The following is a 26500-nucleotide window of genomic DNA, read 5'->3' as shown; positions in this document are numbered from 1 at the left end:
TTTGGCTCCATCTTGTGTTTTAAGCCTACGGTATTGGATTGATCGAATGACTGACACCCGCAACGGCGAGGACAACGGCAAGCTGCTCTATTGCTCCTTCTGCGGCAAAAGCCAGCATGAAGTACGCAAATTGATTGCTGGCCCCTCGGTATTTATCTGCGACGAGTGCGTCGACCTGTGCAACGACATCATCCGTGAGGAGGTGCAGGAAGCCCAGGCCGAGAGCAGCGCGCACAAGCTGCCGGCTCCCCGGGAGATCAGCGCGATCCTCGATCAGTACGTGATCGGGCAGGAACGCGCCAAGAAGATCCTGGCGGTCGCGGTCTATAACCACTACAAGCGCCTCAACCAGCGCGAGAAGAAGGATGACGTCGAGCTCGGCAAGAGCAACATCCTGCTGCTCGGGCCGACGGGTTCGGGTAAGACGCTTTTGGCCGAAACTCTGGCGCGCCTGCTCAACGTCCCGTTCACCATCGCCGATGCGACCACCCTTACCGAGGCTGGCTACGTGGGTGAAGACGTCGAGAACATCATCCAGAAGCTGCTGCAGAAGTGCGATTACGATGTCGAGAAAGCCCAGATGGGCATCGTCTACATCGACGAGATCGACAAGATCTCCCGCAAGTCCGACAACCCGTCGATTACCCGTGACGTGTCGGGCGAGGGTGTTCAGCAGGCGCTGCTGAAACTGATCGAAGGCACCGTTGCCTCCGTTCCGCCTCAAGGTGGTCGCAAGCACCCGCAGCAGGAATTTCTGCAGGTCGATACGCGCAACATTCTGTTCATCTGCGGTGGCGCGTTCGCGGGCATCGAGAAGGTGATTCAGGGCCGTTCTACCAAGGGCGGCATCGGCTTCAGCGCCGAGGTACGCACCAAGGACGTCGAGAAGAAGATCGGCGAGTCGCTGCGTGAAATCGAGCCGGATGATCTGGTCAAATTCGGCCTGATTCCGGAGTTCGTGGGCCGCCTGCCGGTCATCGCGACCCTGGAGGAGCTCGACGAGGCTGCGCTGGTACAGATCCTCACCGAGCCGAAGAACGCGCTGACCAAGCAGTACGGCAAGCTGTTCGAGATGGAAGGCGTGGACCTCGAGTTCCGCCCCGACGCGCTCAAGGCGGTTGCCCAGAAGGCGTTGGAGCGCAAAACCGGTGCACGCGGCCTGCGTTCGATTCTCGAGGGCGTGCTGCTCGACACCATGTACGACATACCGTCGCAATCGGACGTCAGCAAGGTGGTCATCGATGAAAGCGTGATCGATGGCAGCTCCAAGCCGCTACTGATCTACGAAAACAGCGAACCGCCTGCCAAGGCGGCGCCAGACGCGTAACGCGTTGTCATCTGTTGTAAGCAAGGGGCCTGCGGGCCCCTTTGCTTTTACAGCCGGCAAAGCTTGTTTTTTCGTGGGGCTGCCCCCATCTTAGGGCCAAGGGTAATCCCACCGTTTACGGCCGCAAGGCCGCCGTAGAGCTCAAAATCATGAAGACAACCATCGAATTGCCTCTCCTGCCTTTGCGCGATGTCGTGGTCTATCCGCACATGGTCATCCCGCTTTTCGTGGGTCGGGAGAAATCCATCGAAGCGCTCGAAGCAGCGATGAATGGTGAGAAGCAGATTCTGCTGCTCGCCCAGAAAGACCCTGCGGACGATGAACCGAGTGAAGAAGGGCTCTACCGCGTCGGCACCGTCGCCACGGTGCTGCAACTGCTCAAGTTGCCCGATGGCACTGTCAAGGTGCTGGTCGAGGGCGAGCAGCGCGGCGAGATCGAGCAGTTCATCGAAGCCGACGGCTACAGCGCTGCTGAAGTGCAACTGCTCGACGAAATCGAAGCGCCCGAGCGCGAGAGCGAAGTGTTCACTCGCAGCCTGCTCAGCCAGTTCGAGCAGTACGTGCAGTTGGGCAAGAAAGTGCCGGCCGAGGTGCTGTCCTCGCTGAACAGCATCGATGAGCCTAGCCGCCTGGTCGATACCATGGCCGCACACATGGTGCTCAAGATCGAACAGAAGCAGGAAATTCTTGAAATCGTCGATCTGCCGACCCGGGTCGAGCACGTGCTTGCCCTGCTGGACGCGGAGATCGACCTGCTGCAGGTCGAGAAACGCATTCGTGGCCGCGTCAAGAAGCAGATGGAGCGCAGCCAGCGTGAGTACTACCTGAATGAGCAGATGAAGGCTATTCAGAAAGAACTCGGCGACAGCGAAGAGGGCCATAACGAGCTCGACGAACTCAAGCGCCGCATCGAGAACGCCGGGCTGACCAAGGAAGCCTACGGCAAGGCCCAGGCCGAGCTGAACAAGCTCAAGCAGATGTCGCCGATGTCCGCCGAGGCCACCGTGGTGCGCTCCTATATCGACTGGCTGGTGAACGTGCCGTGGAAGGCCCAGAGCAAGGTGCGCCTGGACCTGGCGCGTGCCGAGAACATCCTCGATGCCGATCACTATGGCCTCGAGGAGGTCAAGGAGCGCATCCTCGAGTACCTCGCCGTGCAGAAGCGCGTGAAGAAGCTCAAGGGCCCGGTACTGTGCCTGGTCGGCCCGCCTGGCGTGGGCAAGACCTCGCTGGCAGAGTCGATCGCCAGCGCGACCAATCGCAAGTTCGTGCGCATGGCGCTCGGCGGCGTGCGTGACGAAGCGGAGATCCGCGGTCACCGTCGTACCTATATCGGTTCCATGCCCGGTCGCCTGATCCAGAAGATGACCAAGGTCGGCGTGCGCAACCCGCTGTTCCTGCTCGATGAAATCGACAAGATGGGCCAGGACATGCGCGGTGATCCCGCCTCGGCGCTGCTCGAGGTGCTCGACCCGGAGCAGAATCACAACTTCAACGATCACTACCTGGAAGTCGACTACGACCTGTCCGACGTGATGTTCCTGTGCACCGCCAACTCCATGAATATCCCGGCCGCGCTGCTGGATCGCATGGAGGTGATTCGCCTGCCGGGCTACACCGAGGACGAAAAGGTCAATATCGCCACCAAATACCTCGCGCCGAAGCAGATTCAGGCCAACGGTTTGAAGAAAACCGAGCTGGAATTCGAGGAAGCGGCGATCCGTGACATCATTCGTTACTACACGCGGGAGGCGGGTGTACGTAGTCTCGAGCGGCAAATCGCCAAGGTCTGCCGGCGCGCGGTGAAGAAGCACGCCAAGGACAAACGCTTCCATGTCGTTGTCACCGCCGATTCGCTCGAAGATTTCCTGGGCGTACGCAAGCACCGTTATGGCCTTGCCGAACAGCAGGATCAGATCGGTCAGGTGACCGGTTTGGCCTGGACCCAGGTGGGCGGCGAATTGCTTACCATCGAGGCGGCCGTAGTGCCTGGCAAGGGCAATCTGATCAAGACCGGCTCGCTGGGCGATGTCATGGTCGAATCGATCACCGCCGCGCAAACCGTGGTCCGCAGCCGTGCCCAGAGCCTTGGCGTGGCCCCGGATTTCTATGAAAAACGCGATATCCACATCCATATGCCAGAGGGCGCTACGCCCAAGGATGGCCCAAGTGCTGGCGTCGGTATGTGCACCGCGCTGGTGTCGGCGCTGACGCAGATTCCGGTGCGTGCCGATGTTGCCATGACCGGGGAAATCACCCTGCGTGGTCAGGTGCTGGCCATTGGCGGTCTCAAGGAAAAACTGCTGGCGGCGCATCGTGGTGGAATCAAAACCGTGATCATTCCCCAGGAGAATGTTCGCGATCTCAAGGAAATTCCCGAGAACATCAAGCAGGACCTGCAGATTAAACCGGTTAAATGGATTGACGAGGTCCTGCAAATTGCGCTGCAATACGCGCCGGAGCCCTTGCCAGACGCGGCTCCGGAGTTGGTTGCAAAGGATGAAAAACGCGAGTCTGATTCCAAGGAGCGAATCAGCACGCATTAGCCGGATGCCTTCCTTGACACTTTTTTGGAGCCCTTGATATAAAGCGGCTCTTACCGTGTCGGTAGGCCATCCAGCACCCGATTCGCTTCCATTAAAATCAAGAAACAACCTAAACCGAAATTAAGGGGACTTAGAGTGAACAAGTCGGAACTGATCGATGCCATCGCCGCATCTGCTGATATCCCGAAAGCTGTTGCTGGCCGTGCGCTGGACGCAGTGATTGAATCCGTTACTGGCGCTCTGAAGGCTGGTGATTCCGTTGTACTGGTTGGTTTCGGTACTTTCGCTGTCAAAGAGCGCGCTGCTCGCACTGGCCGCAACCCGCAGACTGGCAAGCCGATCAGCATCGCTGCTGCCAAGATCCCAGGTTTCAAAGCTGGTAAAGCGCTGAAAGACGCCGTCAACTAAGCGTCTTCGGGCCTTTGCCCGCCGGGTCGGCTAATCCCGGCTCGGTTGTGGGGCGGCAATAAGACCAAGCGGTCTGTCACGCCGGGGATTGTAGAGTTCTGATCCCGATCCGCTTCGCACGTTACGAGAAGGCGCATCCCAGGATGCGCCTTTCTTCTATCCGGATTTTACCCACGCTGCGCGGCCATTCTTTGTATGTGGCCGTTCTGGGGGAAGCATGCTGCAAAATATCAGGGACAATTCACAGGGTTGGATTGCCAAAACCATCATCGGCCTGATCGTCGTTCTCATGGCGCTGACGGGCGTTGACGCGATCATTACCGGTACGGGCAACAGCCAGAACGCTGCCGACGTGAATGGCGAGAAAATCAGCCAGAACGAGCTCAACCAGGCTGTGGAGATGCAGCGCCGCCAGTTGCTGCAGCAACTGGGCAAGGATTTCGACGCTTCCATGCTCGATGAGCGCCTGCTGCGCGAAGCCTCTCTCAAAGGGCTGATCGAGCGCTCGCTGCTGCTGCAGGGCGCCAAGGATTCCAATTTCGCCTTTTCTCAAGCCGCTCTCGACCAAGTGATCGTGCAGACGCCCGAGTTCCAGGTGGAAGGTCGCTTCAATGCCGACCGCTTCGACCAGGTGATTCGTCAGCTCGGCTACACCCGTATGCAGTTCCGTCAGATGCTCGAGCAGGAAATGCTGATCGGCCAGCTACGCGCAGGTCTCTCCGGTAGCGGTTTCGTCACCGATGAAGAAGTGGCCGCCTTCGCGCGCCTCGAAAAGCAGACCCGCGATTTCGCGACCCGCACCATCAAGGCTGACAGCGCCGCGGTTAAGGTCAGCGATGACGACGTGAAGGCCTATTACGACGCTCAGCAGTCCCAGTTCATGAGCCCCGAACAGGTGGTCATCGAATACGTCGAGCTGAAGAAGGACGCATTCTTCTCGCAGGTTTCCGTCAGCGACGATGAAATGAAAGTCGCCTACGAGTCGGAAATCGCCAATCTGGCCGAGCAGCGTCAGGCTGCTCACATCCTGATCGAAGTAGGCGGCGACGTCAGTGACGAGCAGGCCAAGGCCAAGATCGACGAGGTTCAGAAGCGTCTGCAGGCCGGCGAAGACTTCGCCGCGCTGGCCAAGGAGTTCTCCCAGGATCCAGGTTCTGCCAGCGAGGGCGGTGACCTGGGCTATGCGGGCAAGGGCGTTTACGACCCGGCCTTCGAGGACGCGCTCTACGCCCTGAAGCAGGATGAAGTATCGGCTCCGGTGCGCACCGAGTTCGGCTGGCATCTGATCAAGCTGCTGGGTGTCCAGGCACCTGAAGTGCCGACGTTCGCCAGCCTGAAGGAAAAGCTCGAGACCGACCTGAAGACCCAGCGTGTCGAGCAGCGTTTCGTCGAGGCCACCAAGCAGCTCGAAGACGCGGCCTTCGAATCCTCGGACCTGGCGCAGCCTGCCCAGGAACTGGGCCTGAAGGTGCAGACCAGCGAGCCGTTCGGTCGCCAGGGCGGTGAAGGCATCGCCGCGAACCGTCAGGTTCTGCAGGCCGCTTTCAGCCAGGAAGTGATGGAAGATGGCAGCAACAGCAGTGCCATTGAACTCGACCCGAATACCCTGGTGGTCATCCGCGTCAAGGAGCACCGCAAGCCACAGCAACTGGAGCTCGATCAGGTAAGCGACAGCATTCGTGCTCAGCTGACCAAAACCCGCGCCAGTGAGGCGGCCAAGGCTGCTGGTGAGCAGATGGTTACCGACCTGCATGATGGCAAGGTCAAGCCTGAAGGTGCCGAGTGGCAAGTCGTCGAGGCGGCCACCCGCAATCAGGATGGCGTCGATCCGGCCGTGCTGCAGGCGCTGTTCCGTATGCCCAAGCCGGCCGGTGAGAAGTCCGAGTTCAGTGGTATTGCCCTGGGCAACGGCGACTTCGTGGTGATCCGCCTGAAGGGCGTCAGCGAGCCCGAGCAGGCGCTGAGTGACGAGGAGAAGGCCATGTACCGCCGCTTCCTCGCTTCGCGCAGTGGCCAGGAAGACTTCGCGGCGTATCGCAAGCTGCTGGAAAGCAAGGCGGATATCGAGCGCTTCTAAGGCTTGCCGCCACAAAGACAAAGGCCCCGATTTCGGGGCCTTTGTGTATCTGCAGGTTTTGCAGGCTTTGGTGCGGCAGCGTCATGGCGAGTCTGCAGCGACAGGCACTGCAGATTCAGGACAGGCTCAAGCTGTCTCGGGTTTGACCTTGGTCAGGAACGCCGCTTCCAGGAGCTGCTGGGTATAGGGATGCTGAGGCGCCTGGAAGACTTGCCTGGCGTCGCCTTGCTCGACGACCTGGCCCTGTTTCACCACCATCAGTTGATGGCTGATCGCGCGTACCACCGCCAGGTCATGGCTGATGAACAGGTAGCTCAGGTTGTACTTGGCCTGCAGCGAGCGCAGCAGGTCGATCACCTGGCGTTGCACGGTGCGATCCAACGCCGATGTCGGCTCGTCGAGCAGAATCAATGCCGGTTTGAGCACCAGGGCGCGGGCGATGGCGATGCGCTGACGTTGCCCACCGGAAAACTCGTGGGGGTAGCGGTGCCGGCTTTCGGGATCCAGGCCGACCTCCAGCAGGGCATCGATGATTGCCTGTTCCTGTTCGGCTGGCGTGCCGATGCGATGGATGCGCAGCCCTTCACCGATGATCATACCCACCGTCATACGCGGGCTGAGGCTGCCGAACGGGTCCTGGAACACCACCTGCATTTCCCGGCGCAGCGGCCGTACCTCGCGCTGCGACAAACCGCCCAGGTGATGCTCGCCGACACGAATGCCGCCCTGGCTGCCGATCAGGCGCAGGATCGCCAGGCCCAGGGTCGATTTGCCCGAGCCGCTCTCGCCGACGATGCCCAGGGTCTGGCCGCGCTGCAGGCTGAAGTTGATGCCGTCAACGGCCTTGACGTGATCGACCGTGCGGCGCAGCAGGCCCTTCTTGATCGGGAACCAGACCCGCAGATCTTCCACCTGCAGCAAGGTGTCGGCATCTTCGCTGGCGACAGGGTCGCCGTCCGGCTCGGCCGCCAGCAATTCACAGGTGTAGGGATGCTGCGGCGTGGTGAACAGCGTTTCGCAATCCGCCTGCTCGACCAGCTCACCGTTCTGCATCACGCATACGCGCTGGGCGATGCGCCGCACCAGCTTGAGGTCGTGGGTGATGATCAGCATGGCCATGCCCAGGCGCGCCTGCAGGTCCTTGAGCAGCTCGAGGATCTTCAGCTGTACAGTTACGTCCAGGGCCGTGGTCGGCTCGTCGGCGATCAGCAGCTCAGGCTCGTTGGCCAGGGCCATGGCGATCATCACGCGCTGGCGTTGGCCACCCGACAGCTCGTGGGGCAGGGCCTTGAGGCGCTTGTGCGGCTCGGGAATGCCGACCAGTTCCAGCAGCTCCAGAGTGCGCTGGGTGGCGGCCTTGCCGCGCAGCCCCTTGTGCAGGGCAAGCACCTCGTTGATCTGTTTTTCGATGCTGTGCAGCGGGTTCAGCGAAGTCATCGGCTCCTGGAACACCATGGCGATACGGTTGCCACGGATGCCGCGCAACTTGCGTTCGGGCAGCTTGAGCAGGTCTTCGCCTGCATAGTTGATGCTGCCGCTGGGATGCTGGGCGAGCGGGTAGGGCAACAGGCGCAGGATCGAGTGGGCGGTGACCGATTTGCCGGAGCCGCTTTCGCCGACCAGGGCCAGGGTCTCGCTACGGCGAATGTCAAAGCTGATGTGGTTGACCACACTTCGGCTGCTGTCGCCGTTGACGAAGGCGACGGAGAGGTCGCGGATTTCGACGAGGTTATCAGGATGGCTCATCTTACTTCCTCGGGTCGAAGGCATCGCGGGCCGCTTCGCCGATGAACACCAGCAGGCTCAGCATGATGGCCAGTACGGCAAAAGCGCTGATACCCAGCCATGGCGCCTGCAGGTTGGACTTGCCCTGGGCTACCAGCTCGCCGAGCGACGGTGAACCTGCCGGTAGGCCAAAACCCAGGAAATCCAGGGCGGTGAGAGTGCCGATGGCGCCAGTGACGATGAACGGCAGGAAGGTCATGGTCGAGACCATGGCGTTGGGCAGGATGTGGCGAAACATGATCGCGCCGTTACGCATTCCCAGGGCTCGGGCTGCACGCACGTATTCGAGGTTGCGGCCACGCAGGAACTCGGCGCGCACCACGTCGACCAGGCTCATCCAGGAAAACAGCAGCATCAGGCCGAGCAGCCACCAGAAATTGGGCTGCACGAAACTGGCCAGGATGATCAGCAGGTAGAGCACCGGCAAACCCGACCAGATCTCCAGGAAACGCTGCCCGGCGAGATCCACCCAGCCGCCGTAGAAGCCCTGCAGCGCGCCGGCGGCAACGCCGATCACCGAGCTGGCCAGGGTCAGCGCCAGGGCGAACAGTACGGAAATCCGGAAGCCGTAGATGACCCGCGCCAGTACGTCGCGGCCCTGATCGTCGGTGCCCAGCCAGTTGGCCGCCGAGGGCGGTGCCGGGGCGGGCACCTTGAGGTCGTAGTTGATGCTCGAATAGCTGAACGGGATCGGCGGCCAGACCATCCAGCCGTCCTTCTGCTCGATCAGCTCGCGGATATACGGGCTCTTGTAGTTGGCTTGCAGGGGAAATTCACCGCCAAAGGTGGTTTCCGGGTAGCGCTTGAGTACGGGGTAGTAAAGCTCGCCGTCATAGCTGACCACCAGCGGCTTGTCGTTGGCGATCAACTCGGCGCCCAGGGTCACGAAGAACAGAGCGAGAAAAATCCACAGCGACCACCAGCCGCGCTTGTGGGCCTTGAAGCGTTCGAAACGGCGTTGATTGAGCGGGGAAAGTGCCATGGTTCAGGCCTCCCTGCTTTCGAAGTCGATGCGTGGATCGACCAGGGTGTAGGTGATGTCACCGATCAGTTTCACGACCAGCCCCAGCAAGGTGAAGATGAACAGGGTGCCGAAGACCACCGGGTAATCGCGGTTGATCGCCGCCTCGAAACTCAACAGGCCCAGGCCGTCGAGGGAGAAGATCACTTCGATGAGCAAGGAACCGGTGAAGAAGATGCCGATGAAGGCCGCCGGGAAGCCGGCGATGATCAGCAGCATGGCGTTGCGGAACACGTGGCCGTAGAGCACGCGGGCGTTGCTCAGGCCCTTGGCACGGGCGGTGGTCACGTACTGCTTGTTGATCTCGTCGAGAAAGCTGTTCTTGGTCAGCAAGGTGAGGGTGGCGAAGTTGCCGATCACCAGGGCGGTAACCGGCAGGGCCAGGTGCCAGAAGTAGTCGAGAATCTTGCCGCCCAGGCTCAACTCGTCGAAGTTGCTGGACGTCAGGCCGCGTAGTGGGAAGAAGTCCCAATAGCTGCCACCGGCGAACAGCACGATCAGCAGGATGGCGAACAGGAACGCGGGAATGGCGTAGCCGACGATGATCGCCGAGCTGGTCCATACGTCGAAGGCGCTGCCGTGCCGGGTGGCCTTGGCGATCCCCAGCGGAATGGACACCAGGTACATGATCAGCGTGCTCCACAGCCCGAGGGAGATGGACACCGGCATCTTTTCCATGATCAGGTCGATGACCTTGGCATCGCGAAAGAAGCTTTCGCCGAAGTCCAGCTGGGCGTAGTTCTTGACCATGATCCAGAAGCGTTCGGGGGCCGATTTGTCGAAACCGTACATCTTCTCGATCTCGGCGATCAGCTCCGGATCCAGGCCCTGGGCGCCGCGGTAATTGGAGCCGGCAGTGGACACTTCGCCGCCGCCACCGGAGATGCGCCCCGTGGCGCCACCGGCCGCCGCGTCGAAGCCTTCGAGCTTGGCGATCATCTGTTCGACCGGGCCGCCGGGCGCGGCCTGGATGATCGCGAAGTTGATGACCAGAATGCCGAATACGGTCGGAATGATCAGCAGCAAGCGCCGCAGGATATAGGCCAGCATCTAGCGTTCTTCCTGATCGGCGGATTGGGCGTCTTCGCTGCTGACTACTTCGCCAACCGGCTTTTCCTGCCACCAGGTCATCAGGCCGTAGTCGTACAGCGGCGACTTCTCGGGATGGCCGAAGCGCTTCCAGTAAGCGACGCGGTAGGCATCCACGTAGTAATTGGGCACCACGTAGTTGCCCCACAACAGCACACGATCCAGGGCGCGGGTGTGGGTGATCAGCGATTCTCGGGAATCGGCCTGGATCAACCCCTCGACCAGCTTGTCGATCGCCGGATCGCGCAGGCCGATGAGGTTGCGGCTGCCCGGATTGTCGGCGCTGCTGGAGTGCCAGAACTCGCGCTGTTCGTTGCCGGGCGAGCTCGATTGCGGCCAGATCGACGACGTCATGTCGAAGTCCCGCGAACGCACGCGGTTGATGTACTGGGAAACGTCGACACGGCGGATCTGCAGGTCGATGCCCAACTCGGCCAGGTTGCGTTTGAACGGCAGGATCACCCGCTCCAGATTGGCCTGGGTGTTGAGGAATTCGAAGGCCAGTTGATTGCCGTTGGCGTCGACCATCTTGTCGTTCTCGATCCGGTAGCCGGCCTCGGTGAGCAACTGGTAAGCGCGGCGGGCCTGGTCGCGGATGATGCCGCTGCCGTCGCTGACTGGTGGTGCGAAGGCTTCGGTGAACACACGGTCGGGAATCTGCCCGCGCAGCGGCTCCAACAGCTTCAGCTCGGCTGGGCTGGGCAGGCCCTTGGCGGCCATTTCCGAGTTCTCGAAGTAGCTGTGGGTGCGCTTGTAGGCGCCGTAGAACAACTGCTTGTTGGCCCACTCGAAATCGAACAGCTGGGCGATCGCCTCACGTACCCGTGGGTCCTGGAACATCGGCTTGCGGGTGTTGAACACGAAGCCCTGCATGCCGGCCGGGTTGCGGTTGGGGAACGCTTCCTGGACGAATCGGCCAGCGCGCAGCGCCGGCGAGTTATAACCAGTTGCCCAGTCCTTGGCCGAGTACTCGAGGTTGACGTCGAACTGGCCGGCCTTGAAGGCCTCCAGGGCGACGGCCATGTCGCGAAAGTACTCAATGCGGATCTGGTCGAAGTTGTACATACCGCGTGCCACCGGCAGGTCCTTGGCCCACCAGTCCTTGACGCGCTCGAAACGGATCGAGCTGTTCGGCGAGAAGTCGGCGATCCGGTAGGGGCCGCTACCCAGGGGCGGCTCCAGGCTGCCGCGGGAGAAATCGCGGCCTTGCCACCAGTGCTTGGGCAGCACCTGCAATTGGCCGAGAATCAACGGCAGCTCGCGATTGCCGGCATGCTTGAAGTTGAAACGCACGGTGCGCTCGTTTTCGGCGACCACCTCGGCGACGTCGGCGTAGTAGTGGCGGTACAGCGGGTCGCCGTGCTCGAGCAAAGCATTGAAGGTGAAGATCACGTCCTCGGCGGTAACCGGTTCGCCGTCGTGAAAACGCGCCTTGGGGTTGAGGTAAAAGCGTACGTAACTGTCGTCGGAGCCTTTCTCGACCTTTTCGGCGAGCAAGCCGTATTCGGTGAAGGGTTCATCCGGCGAATGATAGGTGAGGGTGTCGTAGATCAGCCCGATGCGGTCGGCCGCGTTGCCCTTGGGAATGAACGGGTTGAAGCTGTCGAAACCGTTGAGACCTGGCAGGCGCAGCACGCCGCCCTTGGGCGCGTCCGGGTTCACGTAATCGAAGTGCTTGAAGTTGGCCGGGTATTTGGGCGCTTCGCCGTACAGCGTCAGGGCGTGTTGCGGCGCGGCCTGGGCGAGGCTGGCGAGGCCAAGCAGCAGCAAGGCGCTGCCGTGCATGAGAAATGCACGCAGTGGGTGCGTCATCGTGCGGTCTCCGTGGGTTTCAGCCACCAACTGCGCAGCCCCAGCGTGTAGGGCGGCGTGGCGACGAAGGCAAAGCGGTTGCGGTACGCCAGGCGGTGATAGTCGATGTACCAGTTGGGAATGGTGTAGTACTGCCAGAGCATCACGCGGTCCAGGGCGCGGGTCGCGGCCACTTGTTCATCACGGGTGCGGGCAGAGAGCAGCTTTTCGAGCAGGGCATCGACGACCGGGTCGTTGATGCCGGCGTAATTCTTGCCGCCTTTCACGCTGGCCTGGCTGGAGTGAAAGTACAGCGATTGCTCCAGGCCTGGACTGAGGGTTTGCGGCAGGGTCAGCAGGATCATATCGAACTCGAAGCGGTCCAGACGTTGCTTGTATTGGGCGCGATCCACGGTTCTCAGGTTGGCCTGGATGCCGATGCTGGCCAGGTTCTCGGTGAATGGCTGGAGAATGCGCTCCAGATTGGGGTTGACCAGCAGGATTTCGAAACTCAGCGGCTGGCCTTGGCCGTTGGTAAGGCGCTGGCCCGAGGGTTTCCAGCCGGCCTCGGCGAGTAGACCGAGTGCACGGCGCATGGTTTCGCGTGGAATGCCGCGCCCGTCGGTCACCGGCATCTTGAACGGTTCGGTAAACAGCTTTGCCGGCAATTGCCCACGAAACGGCGACAGCAGCAGCCACTCGGCGCCTTCGGGTTTACCCTTGGCAGAGAACTCGCTGTTCGGATAGTAGCTGGCGGCGCGGGTGTAGGAGCTGTTGAACAGCGTGCGGTTGGTCCACTCGAAGTCGAACATCAGGCCCAGCGCTTCGCGCACGCGTGCATCTTCGAAGGTGGCGCGGCGGGTGTTCATGAACAGCGCCTGGGTCTGGGTGGGAATCTGATGAGGGATTTCCGCCCGCACCACCTCACCGCGTGTAGCCGCCGGAAAACGGTAGTTATTGGCCCAGTTCTTGGCCTGCTGCTCGATATAGAAATCGAATTCGCCGGCCTTGAAAGCCTCGAAGGCGACATGGCTGTCGCGGTAGAAGTCCACCTCGACCCGGTCGAAGTTGTACTTGCCGCGGTTGGCCGGCAGGGATGCGCCCCACCAGTCCTTGACCCGCTCGAAGCTCAGGCTGCGCCCGGGGTTGACCTGGGTGATGCGATAGGGGCCGCTGCCCAGCGGCGGCTCGAAGGTGGTGGCCTTGAAATCACGACCTTTCCAGTAGTGCTGCGGCAATACCGGCAGCTCGCCCAGGCGCAGGATCAGCAACGGGTTGTCGGCGCGCTTGAGGACGAAACGCACGCGGTGCCTGTTGAGAATATCGACCCGTTTCACTTCCTGCAGGCTGGTGCGGTACTGCGGGTGGCCTTCCTTGAGCAGCAGCCGGTAGGAAAACGCCACGTCGTAGGCGGTGATGGGCTTGCCATCGTGGAAGCGCGCCTCGGGGCGCAGGTTGAACACCACCCAGCTGCGGTCTTCGATGTATTCCACGGAGCTGGCGATCAGCCCGTAGCTGGACGCCGGCTCGTCGCCGGAGGGGTCGTACTGGCCGGTGCCGACCATCAATGGCTCGTTCAGCTCGGTCACGCCATATTGCAGGAAGTTGGCGGTGGCCACCGGGCTGGTGCCCTTCAAGGTATAGGGATTGAGCGTGTCGAAGCTGCCAGCGGCCATGATGCGCAGAGTGCCGCCCTTGGGGGCTTCGGGGTTGACCCAGTCGAAGTGGGTGAAGCTGGCGGGATACTTGAGCGCACCGAACTGCGCATAGCCGTGGCTTTCGCTGAGCGTTGCCAAGGCCGGGGAGCTGGTGGCCAGGCCAAAAAACAGCGAGAGGAGGGGGCGTCTCAAGAGCAATATCCGATCCGGGGCAGCAAGGTTTCCGTACAGTAACAGCTTGTCTGTACAGGAAAAAGAGCGGCCCCGGCGGCACGCGTCAAGAGTATTGCAGTGCGCGTCAGTTGGGCAGGCGCAGGGTCAGTACCTGGCCCGGTTTCAGCGCCTTGCCGGTACGCGGGTTCCAGCTCTGCAGGTTCTTCATCTGCACGTTGAAACGCTTGGCGATCAGGTGCAGGGAATCGCCCTTGCGCACCTTGTAGTAGGTGACGTCGGCGACGGCTTTCGCGCTGGCGTTGCTGCCTTGCAGCTTGATGGTCTGCCCAGCGCGCAACGAGTTGCCCTTCAGGGCGTTCCAGCGCTGGATATCGTTGACCGACACATTGTGTGCCTTGGCGATCTGCCAGAGGTTGTCGCCATTGCGAATGGTGTAATTGCGCGAGGCCACGGCGGTGTTGACGGCGCGCTGCGGCGTCTCGTCGGGCACCGCTTGCAGGCTGGTCGGCAGACTCAGGTGCTGGCCCACGGCCAGGGTGTTGCCGGTGAGCTGGTTGAGCTCCTTGATGCTGGCAACGCTTAGTTCGTAGCGATTGGCGATGCCGTGCAGGTTGTCACCGGCACGCACCACGTATTCCTGCATGCCGCGATCTTCGGGCTTGAGCGTCGACAGGTTGGCTGTCAGCAGCTCCACTTTCTGGGTCGGTACCAGCAGATGCTGGGGGCCGTCCATGGTCACGCGCTTCTTGAATGCGGGGTTGAGCAGGTACAGCTCGTCTTCGTCGACCTCGGCCAGGGCGGCAACGCGGGCCAGATCCATGCGCTGCTTGAGCTCCACTTCCTCGAAGTAGGGCTCGTTGGCGATCGGTGCCAGGCTCACGCCGTAGGCGTCCGGGGCCATGACCACCTGGGACAAGGCCAGCAGCTTGGGCACGTAGTTCTGGGTTTCCTGGGGCAGCGACAGGTTCCAGTAGTCGGTCGGCAGGCCGAGCTTCTGGTTGCGTTCGATGGCGCGGCTGACCCGACCTTCGCCGGCGTTGTAGGCCGCCAGGGCCAGCAGCCAGTCGCCGTTGAACATCTCATGCAGGCGCGCCAGGTAATCCATTGCCGCCTGAGTGGATGCCGTGACATCGCGGCGGCCGTCGTACCAGCGGGTCTGGCGCAGGTTGAAGTTGCGCCCCGTGGACGGGATGAACTGCCACAGGCCTACGGCATCGGCCGGCGAGTAGGCGAAGGGATTGTAGGCACTCTCGATCATCGGCAGGAGCGCCAGCTCCATCGGCATGTTGCGCTCTTCGAGACGCTCGACGATGTAATGAATGTAGGGGTTGCTGCGTTCCCCGGCCTTCTCGACGAACGACGGGTTGCTGGAGAACCACAGGCGCTGCTGCTCGATGCGCGGGTTGACGCCGATGGCGTCCTGCAGTTTGTAGCCAGCGCGCACGCGCTCCCAGATGTCCTTGGGATGCTCGGCCTTGGTCGTGCTCTCGATCCACAACGGCTGATGCGGCGTTCTGCCGCTCAAGTCCACCGTCGGGCCGTTCCCCACCTGCTGTTGATCGAGGCTCTGGCAGCCGCTGAGCACGGCACAAACAGCCAGGGCAAGCGCTGGATAGCGCAGAGCCAATGCCTTGGAATTCAATGAGTTAGGTAGGGAGGAAGGCATTGGTGATGGGGGGTATCCTGGATCGAAAGTCGGGCGATTCTAGAAACCGATCCAGGGGTGGTCAAGTTTTGACCAGAATTTTGCGGGCCAGTCGGCGCTTCAGAAGCGATCTTTCCAGGCGCGCAGTGCGGCAAAAATCTCGCTCTCGCTGGCCAGGGTGCGACCCTCACGGTTGGCGATCATTTCTTTAACCGATGTTTCAGCGGCGCGCAGAAACGGGTTGGTAGCCCGCTCGAGTTTCAGGTTGGATGGCAGGCTGATCTGCCCATTCTGCCGCCATCTCTGGACCTGCTCGAAACGTCTGGCGATGTCCGCGTTACCCGGCTCGACGGCCTTGGCGAAGCGCAGGTTGCTCAGGGTGTATTCGTGGGCGCAATATATCAGCGTGTCGTCCGGCAGGGCCGCCAGGCGTTGCAGCGACTGGTGCATCTGCAGGGGCGTGCCTTCGAACAGGCGACCGCAGCCAGCGGCGAACAGGGTGTCGCCGCAGAACAGCCAGTGTTGATCGGGTTGATAGAAGGCGATATGCCCCAGGGTATGGCCGGGCACCTCGAAGACCTGCAGGGCCAGGCCCAGTACGTTTATACGATCACCATCGACCAGCGCCTGGTCACGGCCTGGAATCTTTTCGTTGGCCGGGCCATAAACCCGTGCGCCGGTGTCGTGACGCAGCTGCTCGACGCCGCCGACGTGGTCGTTGTGGTGATGGGTGATCAGAATGTCGCTCAGCGTCCAGTCGCCATGCTCCTGCAGCCAGGCCTGCACTGGCGCGGCGTCGCCGGGGTCGACCACCGCGACGCGTTTGTGCTGCGCGTCCTGCAGCAGCCAGATGTAGTTGTCGGAGAATGCGCTGAGGGCTTCGATCTTGATCATCAGGTGGTCGCCAAGCTGGGGACAAAAGTGCATCTTAGGGTCTGTTGACGCTGCAGCGCGAGCCGTGTTCCCGTCTTTGCAACGTCAACGGGCTCCGGGTGTCATTGTTAGAGCCTGTTCAAAGTATCGCGAGCTAGAGCAATGCAAGGCCTAGGCGGCCCCGCAAAAACAGGCGAGGACCGGTCGGAGTCGCGCCGGCGGGAGCGGTCGATCGTTCTCGTAGGATGGACTGGTGATTATCTGTGGGAGCGGGCCATGCCCGCGAAAAATCACGGGCATGGACTGGGCGCCCCCGCCCGTTCCCACAGGTGACGCAACGATGTCCGCCTCTGCCTTGTAGTTGCCGCTTCATGCGCATATAAGACTTTGAACAGGCTCTTAGAGATGGCTATGCAGGTACTTTCAATGAGCACGCGTCCATGACCGACAATCCCTTCGCCCAGGCCGATGCCGACTGGTTGCAACTGATCGGTGCAGCCCGCCAGTGGTTCACCAGCCCCTTGGGCCGCCTGTTGCTCGAGCAGGAGCAGCGCCTGCTCGACGAGGAATTGGCGCGGTTCTTCGGCGGCTACCTGGTGCATTACGGCCCTTGCGCCGAAACCTCGCTCGAAACCCAGCAGATCCAGCGCAGCGTGCGCCTGGGCGCGCCGTTCGCAGGCGTGGAGATCGTCTGCGAGGAGCAGTCCTGGCCGTTGGTCGAGCACGCGGCCGACGTGGTGGTGCTGCAGCATGGCCTGGACTTCAGCCAGTCGCCCCACGGATTGCTGCGGGAGGCGGCGCGCAGCGTGCGCCCGGGCGGGCACCTGTTGATCGTCGGTATCAACCCGATGAGCGCCTGGGGCGTGCGCCACCTGTTCGCCCACGACGTGTTGCACGATGCTCGTTGCATCGCCCCGGGGCGCCTCGGTGATTGGCTCAACCTGCTGGGCTTCGCGCTGGAGAAACGGCGCTTCGGATGTTATCGTCCGCCGCTTGCTTCGGCGGCCTGGCAGGCTCGGTTGGCTGCGCTGGAACGCTGGGGCGGCGCCTGGCAGTCGCCGGGTGGCGGGTTTTACGTATTGGTGGCGCGCAAGCTGGTGGTCGGCCTGCGCCCGCTGCGCCAGTCCCGTCGCGAGCCGATGGGCAAGTTGGTGCCCATGCCGGTTGCCAAGATCAGTCGCCGCGACCGCGACGGCGTCTGAGCTGGCCCCGCACATCGAAATCAGACCATAGATAAAGGCGCTGCATGTCCGATCAAGTTGAGCTTTACACCGACGGTGCCTGCAAGGGCAATCCGGGCGTCGGTGGCTGGGGTGCATTGCTGGTGTTCCAGGGTGTCGAGAAGGAATTGTGGGGCGGCGAAGCCGTGACCACCAACAACCGCATGGAGCTGATGGGCGCGATTCGTGGCCTGGCCGAGCTCAAGCGTCCGTGCGACGTGCGCCTGGTCACCGATTCGCAATACGTCATGAAGGGCATCAAGGAATGGATGCCCAACTGGAAGAAGCGCGGCTGGAAGACCGCCGCGAAGGAGCCGGTGAAGAATGCCGACCTCTGGCAGCAGCTGGACGAGCAGGTCAACCGCCACAACGTGACCTGGCAATGGGTGCGCGGCCATATCGGCCACCCCGGCAACGAACGGGCCGACCAGTTGGCCAACCGTGGCGTCGAAGATATCAGGAGCATGAAGCGTGCGTAGAGTCGTACTCGATACTGAAACGACCGGTATGCCGGTAAACGATGGCCACCGGGTCATCGAGATCGGTTGCGTAGAGGTCGAGGGGCGGCGCCTGACCGGGCGGCATTTCCACATCTACCTGCAGCCGGATCGTGAGATCGATGAAGGCGCCATCGCGGTGCACGGCATCACCAACGAGGATCTCAAGGACAAGCCGCGCTTCAAGGACGTCGCCGACGAGTTCTACGAGTTCGTCAAGGGCGCGCAGCTGATCATCCACAACGCGCCGTTCGACATCGGCTTCCTGAACAACGAATTCGCCCTGATCGGCCAGCACGAGCGTGCGGACATCGCGGCCTATTGCGACGTACTCGACACCCTGCAGATGGCGCGCGAGCGTCACCCGGGCCAGCGCAACAGCCTCGATGCCCTTTGCAAACGCTACGGTGTCGACAACTCCGGCCGTGAGCTGCACGGCGCCTTGCTCGACTCCGAGATCCTCGCCGACGTTTACCTGGCGATGACCGGTGGGCAGACCAACCTGTCGCTGGCCGGTGAAGGCGCCGATGGCGATGGCAGCGGTCGCCAGCAGGCTACGCCGATTCGCCGCCTGCCGGCCGACCGCCCACGCGGCGTGGTGATCACCGCCAGCGCCGACGAGCTGGCCGCCCATGCCGCGCGTCTGGCGGTGATCGAAAAGGCCGCCGGTGCGCCGGCCCTGTGGGTGCAGATGGACGCGGCCGAGCAGGGCACATCGGCCTCCTGATCGGTCAATTGCGACCTTTTCGTATAGCGCTCTGCGTGAGGGGTTCCGTCCTTTGCGGCGAGTCTCTACCCTGAGGGCATAGCGGGTTCATCCCGCATGACCTCAGGTGTAGCTGATGTACAAAGACCTCAAGTTCCCGGTTCTCATCGTTCATCGTGACATCAAGGCCGATACCGTGGCCGGCGAGCGGGTGCGGGCCATCGCTGCCGAGCTGGAGCAGGATGGTTTCACCATTCTGTCCACCGCGAGTTCTGCGGAAGGCCATATCGTCGCCTCGACCCATCACGGGCTGGCCTGCATCCTGGTCGCTGCCGAGGGCGCCGGTGAAAACCGCCACCTGCTGCAAGACATGGTCGAGCTGATCCGCATTGCCCGACGCCGCGCGCCGCAGCTGCCGATCTTCGCCCTCGGCGAGCAGGTTACCATCGAGAACGCCCCAGCCGAGGCCATGGCTGACCTCAATCAGCTGCGCGGCATTCTCTACCTGTTCGAAGATACCGTGCCGTTCCTGGCCCGCCAGGTGGCCCGCGCTGCACGTAATTATCTCGATGGCCTGCTGCCGCCGTTCTTCAAGGCGCTGGTGCAGCACACCGCGCAATCCAACTACTCCTGGCACACACCGGGCCACGGCGGCGGCGTGGCTTACCGCAAAAGCCCCGTGGGCCAGGCGTTCCACCAATTCTTCGGTGAGAACACGCTGCGCTCCGACCTGTCGGTCTCGGTACCGGAACTCGGCTCGCTGCTCGACCACACCGGCCCACTGGCCGCTGCCGAGGAGCGCGCCGCGCGCAATTTCGGCGCCGACCATACCTACTTCGTGATCAACGGCACCTCGACCGCCAACAAGATCGTCTGGCATTCGATGGTCGCCCGTGACGACCTGGTGCTGGTCGATCGCAACTGCCACAAGTCGATCCTCCACGCCATCATCATGACCGGCGCGATTCCCCTGTACCTGTCGCCGGAGCGCAACGAACTGGGCATCATCGGGCCTATTCCGCTGAGTGAATTCACCCGCGAGTCGATCCAAGCCAAGATCGACGCTAGCCCGCTGGCCCGTGGCCGCGAGCCCAAGGTCAAGCTGGCGGTGGTGACCAACTCCACCTACGACGGGCTGTGCTACAACGCCGAGCTGATCAAACGCACCCTCGGTGATTCGGTCGAGGTGCTGCACTTCGACGAAGCCTGGTACGCCTACGCCGCGTTCCACGAGTTCTACGCCGGCCGCTACGGCATGGGCACCAGCCGCGAGGCCGGCGGCCCGATGGTGTTTACCACCCATTCGACCCACAAGCTGCTCGCCGCCTTCAGCCAGGCATCGATGATCCATGTGCAGGATGGGGGCAACGGCGGGCGTCAGCTTGATCGCGACCGCTTCAATGAAGCTTTCATGATGCACATTTCCACCTCGCCTCAGTACGGCATCATCGCCTCGCTGGACGTGGCCTCGGCGATGATGGAAGGCCCGGCCGGGCGCTCGCTGATTCAGGAAACCTTCGACGAAGCGCTGAGTTTCCGCCGCGCCCTGGCTAACCTGGGGCAGAGCCTGAGCAGCGAGGACTGGTGGTTCAGCATCTGGCAGCCGCCACAGACCGAGGGCGCCGACGACGTGGCCACGCCGGACTGGCTGCTGCAGCCGGAGGCCGACTGGCACGGTTTCGGTGACGTCGCCGAAGACTACGTGCTGCTCGACCCGATCAAAGTGACCCTGGTGATGCCCGGCCTGACCGCCGGCGGCCGACTCGACGAGCGCGGCATTCCCGCTGCGGTGGTCAGCAAGTTTCTCTGGGAGCGCGGCCTGGTGGTCGAGAAGACCGGCCTGTATTCGTTCCTGGTGCTGTTCTCCATGGGCATCACCAAGGGCAAGTGGAGCACGCTGCTTACCGAACTCTTGGAATTCAAGCGCAGCTACGACGCCAACCTGCCGTTGAGTTCGGTGCTGCCTTCGGTGGCCCGCGAAGGCGCGCTGCGCTACCAGGGCATGGGCCTGCGCGACCTGTGCGATGCGCTGCACGACTGCTACCGCGAGAACGCCACGGCCAAGTCCCTCAAGCGCATGTACACGGTACTGCCGGAAATCGCCCTGAAGCCAGCCGATGCCTACGATCAGTTGGTGCGCGGTGAAGTGGAGGAGGTTTTGGTCGATGAGGTCGAGGGGCGCATCGCCGCGGTGATGCTGGTGCCGTATCCGCCGGGCATTCCGCTGATCATGCCGGGCGAGCGTTTCACCGCCGCGACGCGCTCGATCATCGATTACCTGCGTTTCGCCCAGGCCTTCGAGCAGCGCTTCCCGGGTTTCGACGCCGACGTGCACGGCCTGCAACGCCATGAAGGCGAGCAGGGCAGCTACTACACGGTGGATTGCATCGTCGAGAGATAAGCCACCGTCGGCGTGACCTGCGGCGCGTCACGCCGGCCATGATCGACTTTCCAGCGCCGCTTGCTATAGTGGCGCGGTTATTTTTCGGCATGTGTCGAAGGCCGTCCGGCCTCCCTCAAAAAGGATGACTTTCATGGGGCAATATCAGGCTTTTCGCGTTGAACTGCAGGAAAAAATCGCCCATGTGGTGATTGACCGGCCCGACAAGATCAATGCGATGAACGCCGCCTTCTGGACGGAAATCATCGATATCTTCCGCTGGGCCGACGAGACCGATGAAGTGCGCGTCGTGGTGCTCTCGGGCGCCGGCAAGCACTTTTCTTCCGGTATCGACCTCAACCTGCTGGCTCAGGTCAGCACCCAGCTGGGCAAGGATGTCGGCCGCAATGCGCAAACGCTGCGCCGCAAGATTCTCGAGCTGCAGGCCTCGTTCAACGCCGTGGATCACTGCAGCAAGCCAGTGCTGGCCGCTATCCAGGGTTACTGCCTGGGCGGCGCCATCGACCTGATCAGCGCCTGCGACATGCGTTACTGCAGTGCAGACGTGCAGTTCGCCATCAAGGAAATCGACATTGGCATGGCCGCCGACGTTGGCACCCTGCAGCGGCTGCCGCGCCTGATCGGCGACGGCATGCTGCGCGAGCTGGCCTATACGGGCCGCGTCGTGGAGGCGGCCGAAGCAAGAGAAATCGGCCTGGTGAACCGCGTATTCGAGACTTACGACACATTGCTGGCCGGTGTGATGGACATTGCGCGAGCGATCGCCGCAAAATCGCCGGTTGCCGTGCGTGGCACCAAGGAAATGATCCGCTACATGCGCGATCATCGGGTCGACGACGGCCTCGAATACGTCGCCACCTGGAACGCCGCCATGCTGCAGTCGGCCGACCTGCGTGTCGCGATGATGGCCCATATGAACAAGCAGAATCCCGAGTTCGCTGATTGAGCGCGGTTTCATCACCTGTGCGGGAGGCACACTAGCGAATGGTTTCTGGAGCATCGTCACTGGGGCTGGTTCGCGACGAACTGTTCGCCACGATCGAAGAGGCCGAGGCGAGCCTGGAGCAGTTCATCGTCGAGCGCAATAACGGCAGCCTGCTGCAGCAGGCCGTCGATAACCTGCAGCAGGTGCGCGGCACGCTCAACCTGATCGAACTGACCGGCGCCGAATTGCTCGCCCAGGAAGTGCTCGACCAGGCCACCGATATCCCTGCTGGCGTCGGCAACGAACGCGATGCGCAGCTGGCGGCGCTCAGCAATGCGCTGCACGTGCTGCGCCGCTACCTCGAAGGGCTGGATGCCCATCGCCAGGAAATGCCCGAACTGCTGCTGCCGGCGATCAACGACCTGCGCCAGGCGTGCAAGCAGCCGCCGTTGCCCGAGAGCTTCTTCTTCAGTGTGCGCCTCGACCAGGCCCGCCCGCGCATGGTGCCGCCGGCACTGGACGCCGCCGCCAAGGAAAGCGAAGGCCGCCGTTTGCGGCAGATGTATCAGGTCGGCCTGCTGGGTTACATCCGCGAGCAGAACCCGGCGGCCAGCATGAAACTGATGGGGCGGGCCATGAGCCGCCTCGACGGCCTGTTCGCCAACGAGCCTCGCGGGCGCCTGTGCTGGCTCGGCGCGGCGGCCGTGGAGGCGCTGAACGATGGCCAGCTGCTGCCGCGCAAGTCTCGCAAGCAGCTGTTCTCGCGCATCGACCGCGAGCTGCGGCAGATGCTGGTCAACGGCTCCTACGAGCCGCCGCGCAGCCTGCTCAAGGAGTTGTTGTATCTGGTCGCGCTGTCCGCCGGCCGCGGCCCGCTGGCCGGCGAGGTGCGCGAACTGTTCGGTATCACCGCGCTGCCCTTTACCGATCACCTGCTCGAAGAGGAATACCAACGACTCTCCGGCCCCGGCAAGGCGGTGATGCGTTCGCTGAGCTCGGCGATTCGCGAGGAGCTGGCCAGCGTCAAGGACCTGCTCGACCTGAGCGAGCGCGGCACTCTTCAGGACGACGGCCTGACCAGCCTGCATGCGCTGCTCGGCAAGCTGAGCAAGACGTTGGCCATGGTCGGCCTGAGCTCTGCAGGCAATTCGCTGGCCAATCAGTTGCCGGTCGTCAGTGCCTGGTGCGAAGGCGCACCGGTGGAGTCCGAGCAACTGATCGCCCTGGCCGACGCCGTGCTGTATGTCGAAGGCATGGTGGCGACTCTCGAGCGCGGTGAGCGCGTGACCACGCCGCGGGTCGAGCCGGAGGTCTGCACTTTCGCCCAGCACCAGCTGTTCGAAGCGCGCATCGTGGTGCTCGACGAAGCCCGTGCTGGCCTGGCGCTGGCCAAGCGGGCGATTACCGCGTACCTGGAGTCGTCCGGCGACCGCATGCACCTGTCCAACGTGCCGTTCAGCCTGCAGGCCGTGCGCGGTGGCCTGTGGTTTCTCGGGCAAGAGCGCGCGGCAACGCTGGTGGGCGCCTGCGCCGATTACATCCAGACGCAGATGCTCGACACCGAGCAGATGCCCGCCGAAGCGCGCCTGGAAGTGCTCGCCGATGCCCTGAGCAGCCTGGAATACTACCTGGAAGCCGACGCTGGCCTCGCCCAGCCGAGCGTGCTGGATCTGGCTGAAGAAAGTGTGCGCGCTTTGGGCCAAGAGGTGGCCGCCTGATGGTCGCGCACTGGCAACCCGAACTGCTCGACCGCGAGCAGCCTGGTGGCCTGGCGCTGGCCCACCATCGCCAGCATTTTCTGGGTGACGCCAATGGCCTGTTGTTTCCCCGCGAATGGTTGAAGAAGCAGGAGCTGCCGGTAATCGCCGAGCATGGCCTCGGGCATTTTCGCGGGGAGCCGGTCTACCTGCTCGAGTTGCAGGGCAAGGCCGAGCTGCCGGGCTGCCATTGGCAATCATTGCGCCAGGCGATGCTCGAAGGCGACGCCGAGCTGTTCCAGATGCTCGGTTTTGCCGCGCAGATCGGCACCTGGGCCAGCGACAACCGCTTCTGTGGCAGTTGTGCCACGGCGATGCTGCAGGTGCCTGGCGAGCGTGCCATGCAGTGCCCGGCGTGTAGTTTGCGCCACTATCCGCGCCTGTCGCCGAGCATGATCGTGTTGGTCACCCGCGGTGACGACGTGCTGCTGGCGCGGTCACCGCGCTTCGTCAGCGGGGTGTACAGCACCCTGGCCGGTTTCGTCGAAGCGGGCGAATCGGTAGAGCAGTGCGTCGCCCGCGAGGTGCGCGAAGAGGTGGGCGTCGAAGTCTGCAACATTCGCTACCAGGGCAGCCAGAACTGGCCGTTTCCGCACTCGCTGATGCTCGGCTTTCATGCCGACTACGCCGGTGGCGAGATCGTCATGCAGGAAGAGGAGATCGAGGACGCCCGCTGGTTCTCGATCCATGCGCTGCCGCCCCTGCCGGCTTCGCGCTCGATCGCCCGTTACCTGATCGATTCCTACGTGGCCAGCCGCCTGGCAGGCCCTTGAAAACTACCTACGTTGCCATTGCTGCGTTAAAAACAGCCTAAAAATGCTCATTTACAGCACGTAAACCCGAGTGCGGGCCCAGTGCTTTCTGACTCACTTCGTTCACCCTGCGGGCCAGCCTTCGGCTGTTACTCCGCTGCGCTACGTTTAGGCTGTTTTTGTGGGGCCGCCCAGGCCTTGCACTGACTTCCTCGCCTACGTTTTTCAAAGGCCTGTTAGGCACCGCTGAACCAGTGCTGCCAGACTAGGCGCGTCGTCAGCCCCAGCACCACCAGAATGAACACCGGGCGGATGAACTTCGAGCCACCGCCAATCGCCGTACGCGCGCCGAGAAAGGCGCCTGCCATCAGCGAGAACCCCATGCACAGCCCCAGCACCCAGGCCACCTGACCGGCAACGATGAACACCGCCAGGGCGCAGGCGTTGCTGATGAAATTCATCGAACGCGCCACGCCGCTGGCTCGTACCAGGTCCAGTGGGTACATGAGCAGGGTGCTGACCGTCCAGAATGCGCCGGTTCCCGGGCCCGCCACGCCGTCATAGAGCCCCAGGCCGATGCCTTGTGGCCATTGCCGCCGTTTGGCGATGGGCAGGTCGGCGTCCAGCGGCGCGTCGGGCGTCTTGCCGAACAGCAGGTAAATGCCGCAGGCGAACACCACCACCGGCAGCATCTTGTTGATCCACTCGGCCGGCATCCAGTGCACCAGCACCGCACCACCAATCGCGCCGATGGCAGTGGCTGCCATCGCGTTCTTCCACTTGCCGGGGCTGAACAGCTTGCGCCGGTAGAAGGTGTAGCTCGCGGTGCCCGAGCCGAAGGTCGCGCACAGCTTGCTGGTGCCCAGCACCAGGTGCGGCGGCAGGCCGGTGGTGAGCAGGGCGGGGATGGTCAGCAGACCGCCGCCGCCGGCGATGGCATCGATGAACCCGGCGATGAAGGCGACCAGGGCGAGCAACAGCAGCGTCGTGGGATCGACGGCCATTTCGAGCGAGAGGGACATAAAAGGCGACCTGTATCCGATTGTGCGGCAACGGCGCTATTCGCAGGCGAATGCGCTGCGCATAATGCCGACATTTTCACTTACAAGGAATCGATTCGATGCAGTACAACGCGCTCGCCTGGGCAACGGCTCTGCTGGCATTGCTGGTGTTGTTCATCGCCCTGCGCATTCTGTTCGGCGGGCGCTGGTTTCTCGCCTGGTTGCGTGGCACCAGCGGCCTGGTATTTTTCGCCGCCGCGGTGCTGGTGGGGCTGGTGGCCTACGACCTGAGTCGCTACGAGCCGTTGCCCGCCAACAAGCCGCTGCTGACCCTGAGCTTTCATCGTACGGCCAACGTCTACCAGGTCGACATTCTCGAAGATGGCGTGCAGCGCAGCGCCAATCTGGAGGGCGATCTGTGGCAGCTCGACGTGCGTCTGCTGCAATGGAAGGGGCTGGCCGCGCTGATCGGCCTGGAGCCGGGCTACCGGCTGGAGAAACTCAACAGTCGATTCCTGTCCATCGAACAGCAGAGCCAGGCGCGTTACACCCAGGCCGAGCTGACCCACAGCCTGTATGGCGTGGACCTGTGGCGCTGGCTGCGCCTGGGCCAGCACGATCTGTTCATGTTCGACGCCCAGGCGCGCCGCGTGACCTACCTGCCGATGGCTGATAAGGCGGTGTTCAACGTCAGCCTGACGCCTACCGGGTTGCTGGCCGAGCCGATGAACGAAGCGGCTCATCAGGCGCTCAAGGATTGGCAATGAGTTGCTGCAGCTCGGATGTGGCCCATCTGCAATGACCGGAGTGCGGTGGGAGCGGTCATTAGCCGATCCGCTGTGGGAGT

At 62.6% G+C, this 26500-nt stretch carries 20 protein-coding genes; 12 read left to right on the top strand and 8 right to left on the bottom strand.

Translation table 11 applies throughout. From position 1 onward, the window contains the following. Positions 1-46 precede the first annotated feature (46 nt). The 4 genes from clpX to BVH01_RS11040 all read left to right on the top strand — a co-directional run bounded on the left by clpX (position 47) and on the right by BVH01_RS11040 (position 6358). Positions 47-1327: an ATP-dependent Clp protease ATP-binding subunit ClpX gene (clpX, locus tag BVH01_RS11055; protein ID WP_075930363.1), complete on the top strand. Its 1281-nt coding sequence runs from the start codon at positions 47-49 to the stop codon at positions 1325-1327. A gap of 149 nt (positions 1328-1476) precedes the next feature. Beyond that, positions 1477-3873, top strand: a complete 2397-nt coding sequence (gene lon, locus BVH01_RS11050) for an endopeptidase La (protein ID WP_075930362.1) — start codon at positions 1477-1479, stop codon at positions 3871-3873. 135 nt (positions 3874-4008) lie between these two features. Beyond that, complete coding sequence (gene hupB / locus BVH01_RS11045) at positions 4009-4281, top strand: nucleoid-associated protein HU-beta (RefSeq protein WP_003239952.1); 273 nt, start codon at positions 4009-4011, stop codon at positions 4279-4281. A gap of 217 nt (positions 4282-4498) precedes the next feature. Further along, positions 4499-6358 (top strand): SurA N-terminal domain-containing protein, encoded by a 1860-nt coding sequence (locus BVH01_RS11040; RefSeq protein WP_075930361.1) that lies wholly within the window; start codon positions 4499-4501, stop codon positions 6356-6358. Positions 6359-6484: 126 nt separating this feature from the next. On the opposite strand, the gene BVH01_RS11035 is transcribed toward BVH01_RS11040, so the two are convergent. From BVH01_RS11035 to gloB, 7 genes are all read right to left on the bottom strand, one after another. Next, positions 6485-8104: an ABC transporter ATP-binding protein gene (locus tag BVH01_RS11035; RefSeq protein WP_075930360.1), complete on the bottom strand. Its 1620-nt coding sequence runs from the start codon at positions 8102-8104 to the stop codon at positions 6485-6487. A gap of 1 nt (position 8105) precedes the next feature. Then, the gene (locus BVH01_RS11030) at positions 8106-9125 is read right to left on the bottom strand and encodes an ABC transporter permease (RefSeq protein ID WP_075930359.1); all 1020 of its coding nucleotides are present in this window, start codon (positions 9123-9125) and stop codon (positions 8106-8108) included. A gap of 3 nt (positions 9126-9128) precedes the next feature. Beyond that, positions 9129-10214, bottom strand: a complete 1086-nt coding sequence (locus BVH01_RS11025; protein WP_075930358.1) for a microcin C ABC transporter permease YejB — start codon at positions 10212-10214, stop codon at positions 9129-9131. Beyond that, on the bottom strand, positions 10215-12065 hold the full coding sequence (locus tag BVH01_RS11020) for an extracellular solute-binding protein (RefSeq protein ID WP_075930357.1): 1851 nt from the start codon (positions 12063-12065) through the stop codon (positions 10215-10217). Next, positions 12062-13894: an extracellular solute-binding protein gene (locus BVH01_RS11015; protein ID WP_075930356.1), complete on the bottom strand. Its 1833-nt coding sequence runs from the start codon at positions 13892-13894 to the stop codon at positions 12062-12064. The genes BVH01_RS11020 and BVH01_RS11015 overlap by 4 nt, the downstream gene beginning before the upstream one ends. Positions 13895-14000: 106 nt before the next feature. Continuing rightward, positions 14001-15542: a LysM peptidoglycan-binding domain-containing protein gene (locus tag BVH01_RS11010; protein ID WP_075930355.1), complete on the bottom strand. Its 1542-nt coding sequence runs from the start codon at positions 15540-15542 to the stop codon at positions 14001-14003. 99 nt (positions 15543-15641) lie between these two features. Next, on the bottom strand, positions 15642-16415 hold the full coding sequence (gene gloB / locus BVH01_RS11005; protein WP_075930354.1) for a hydroxyacylglutathione hydrolase: 774 nt from the start codon (positions 16413-16415) through the stop codon (positions 15642-15644). A gap of 419 nt (positions 16416-16834) precedes the next feature. Between gloB and BVH01_RS11000 the strand changes: the two genes are divergently transcribed. The 7 genes from BVH01_RS11000 (at position 16835) to nudC (ending at position 24673) form a co-directional block, all read left to right on the top strand. Further along, positions 16835-17596 (top strand): class I SAM-dependent methyltransferase, encoded by a 762-nt coding sequence (locus BVH01_RS11000; protein ID WP_075930353.1) that lies wholly within the window; start codon positions 16835-16837, stop codon positions 17594-17596. Between the two features lie 44 nt (positions 17597-17640). Continuing rightward, positions 17641-18093: a ribonuclease HI gene (gene rnhA / locus BVH01_RS10995; RefSeq protein WP_075930352.1), complete on the top strand. Its 453-nt coding sequence runs from the start codon at positions 17641-17643 to the stop codon at positions 18091-18093. Next, a complete protein-coding gene (gene dnaQ / locus BVH01_RS10990) occupies positions 18086-18838 on the top strand; it encodes a DNA polymerase III subunit epsilon (protein WP_075930351.1) in 753 nt (250 codons plus the stop codon). The genes rnhA and dnaQ overlap by 8 nt, the downstream gene beginning before the upstream one ends. A gap of 115 nt (positions 18839-18953) precedes the next feature. Then, positions 18954-21218, top strand: coding sequence for an arginine/lysine/ornithine decarboxylase (locus tag BVH01_RS10985; RefSeq protein ID WP_075930350.1), 2265 nt, complete (start codon positions 18954-18956; stop codon positions 21216-21218). A 133-nt stretch (positions 21219-21351) separates the two neighbouring features. Continuing rightward, positions 21352-22164 carry a crotonase/enoyl-CoA hydratase family protein gene (locus BVH01_RS10980; RefSeq protein WP_075930349.1) on the top strand — a complete coding sequence of 271 codons (813 nt, stop codon included), beginning with the start codon at positions 21352-21354 and terminating at the stop codon, positions 22162-22164. A 38-nt stretch (positions 22165-22202) separates the two neighbouring features. Continuing rightward, entirely contained in the window at positions 22203-23861 is a 1659-nt protein-coding gene (locus BVH01_RS10975; RefSeq protein WP_075930348.1) for a ferrous iron transporter B, read from the top strand. Next, positions 23861-24673, top strand: a complete 813-nt coding sequence (gene nudC, locus BVH01_RS10970; RefSeq protein ID WP_075930347.1) for an NAD(+) diphosphatase — start codon at positions 23861-23863, stop codon at positions 24671-24673. The genes BVH01_RS10975 and nudC overlap by 1 nt, the downstream gene beginning before the upstream one ends. Positions 24674-24888: 215 nt before the next feature. Here the strand turns inward: nudC and BVH01_RS10965 are convergent, their stop codons facing one another. Next, positions 24889-25674, bottom strand: a complete 786-nt coding sequence (locus BVH01_RS10965) for a TSUP family transporter (RefSeq protein ID WP_075930346.1) — start codon at positions 25672-25674, stop codon at positions 24889-24891. 98 nt (positions 25675-25772) lie between these two features. Between BVH01_RS10965 and BVH01_RS10960 the strand changes: the two genes are divergently transcribed. Beyond that, entirely contained in the window at positions 25773-26420 is a 648-nt protein-coding gene (locus BVH01_RS10960; RefSeq protein WP_075930345.1) for a hypothetical protein, read from the top strand. Positions 26421-26500 lie beyond the last annotated feature (80 nt).

It is taken from the genome of Pseudomonas sp. PA1(2017), assembly GCF_001945375.1.
Lineage (GTDB): Bacteria > Pseudomonadota > Gammaproteobacteria > Pseudomonadales > Pseudomonadaceae > Aquipseudomonas.
Note: the sequence above shows the minus strand (reverse complement) of the source record. Positions and strands in the feature narration are given on the sequence as shown.

Coding starts and splice junctions, on each gene's coding strand:
- BVH01_RS10975 (WP_075930348.1), top strand. CDS start 22,203: ATGGTTTCTGGAGCATCGTCACTGGGGCTGGTTCGCGACGAACTGTTC.
- BVH01_RS11010 (WP_075930355.1), bottom strand. CDS start 15,542: ATGCCTTCCTCCCTACCTAACTCATTGAATTCCAAGGCATTGGCTCTG.
- gloB (WP_075930354.1), bottom strand. CDS start 16,415: ATGATCAAGATCGAAGCCCTCAGCGCATTCTCCGACAACTACATCTGG.
- BVH01_RS10985 (WP_075930350.1), top strand. CDS start 18,954: ATGTACAAAGACCTCAAGTTCCCGGTTCTCATCGTTCATCGTGACATC.
- BVH01_RS10960 (WP_075930345.1), top strand. CDS start 25,773: ATGCAGTACAACGCGCTCGCCTGGGCAACGGCTCTGCTGGCATTGCTG.
- lon (WP_075930362.1), top strand. CDS start 1,477: ATGAAGACAACCATCGAATTGCCTCTCCTGCCTTTGCGCGATGTCGTG.
- BVH01_RS11030 (WP_075930359.1), bottom strand. CDS start 9,125: ATGGCACTTTCCCCGCTCAATCAACGCCGTTTCGAACGCTTCAAGGCC.
- BVH01_RS11000 (WP_075930353.1), top strand. CDS start 16,835: ATGACCGACAATCCCTTCGCCCAGGCCGATGCCGACTGGTTGCAACTG.
- nudC (WP_075930347.1), top strand. CDS start 23,861: ATGGTCGCGCACTGGCAACCCGAACTGCTCGACCGCGAGCAGCCTGGT.
- BVH01_RS11035 (WP_075930360.1), bottom strand. CDS start 8,104: ATGAGCCATCCTGATAACCTCGTCGAAATCCGCGACCTCTCCGTCGCC.
- BVH01_RS11040 (WP_075930361.1), top strand. CDS start 4,499: ATGCTGCAAAATATCAGGGACAATTCACAGGGTTGGATTGCCAAAACC.
- BVH01_RS10980 (WP_075930349.1), top strand. CDS start 21,352: ATGGGGCAATATCAGGCTTTTCGCGTTGAACTGCAGGAAAAAATCGCC.
- BVH01_RS11020 (WP_075930357.1), bottom strand. CDS start 12,065: ATGACGCACCCACTGCGTGCATTTCTCATGCACGGCAGCGCCTTGCTG.
- rnhA (WP_075930352.1), top strand. CDS start 17,641: ATGTCCGATCAAGTTGAGCTTTACACCGACGGTGCCTGCAAGGGCAAT.
- BVH01_RS10965 (WP_075930346.1), bottom strand. CDS start 25,674: ATGTCCCTCTCGCTCGAAATGGCCGTCGATCCCACGACGCTGCTGTTG.
- clpX (WP_075930363.1), top strand. CDS start 47: ATGACTGACACCCGCAACGGCGAGGACAACGGCAAGCTGCTCTATTGC.
- BVH01_RS11025 (WP_075930358.1), bottom strand. CDS start 10,214: ATGCTGGCCTATATCCTGCGGCGCTTGCTGCTGATCATTCCGACCGTA.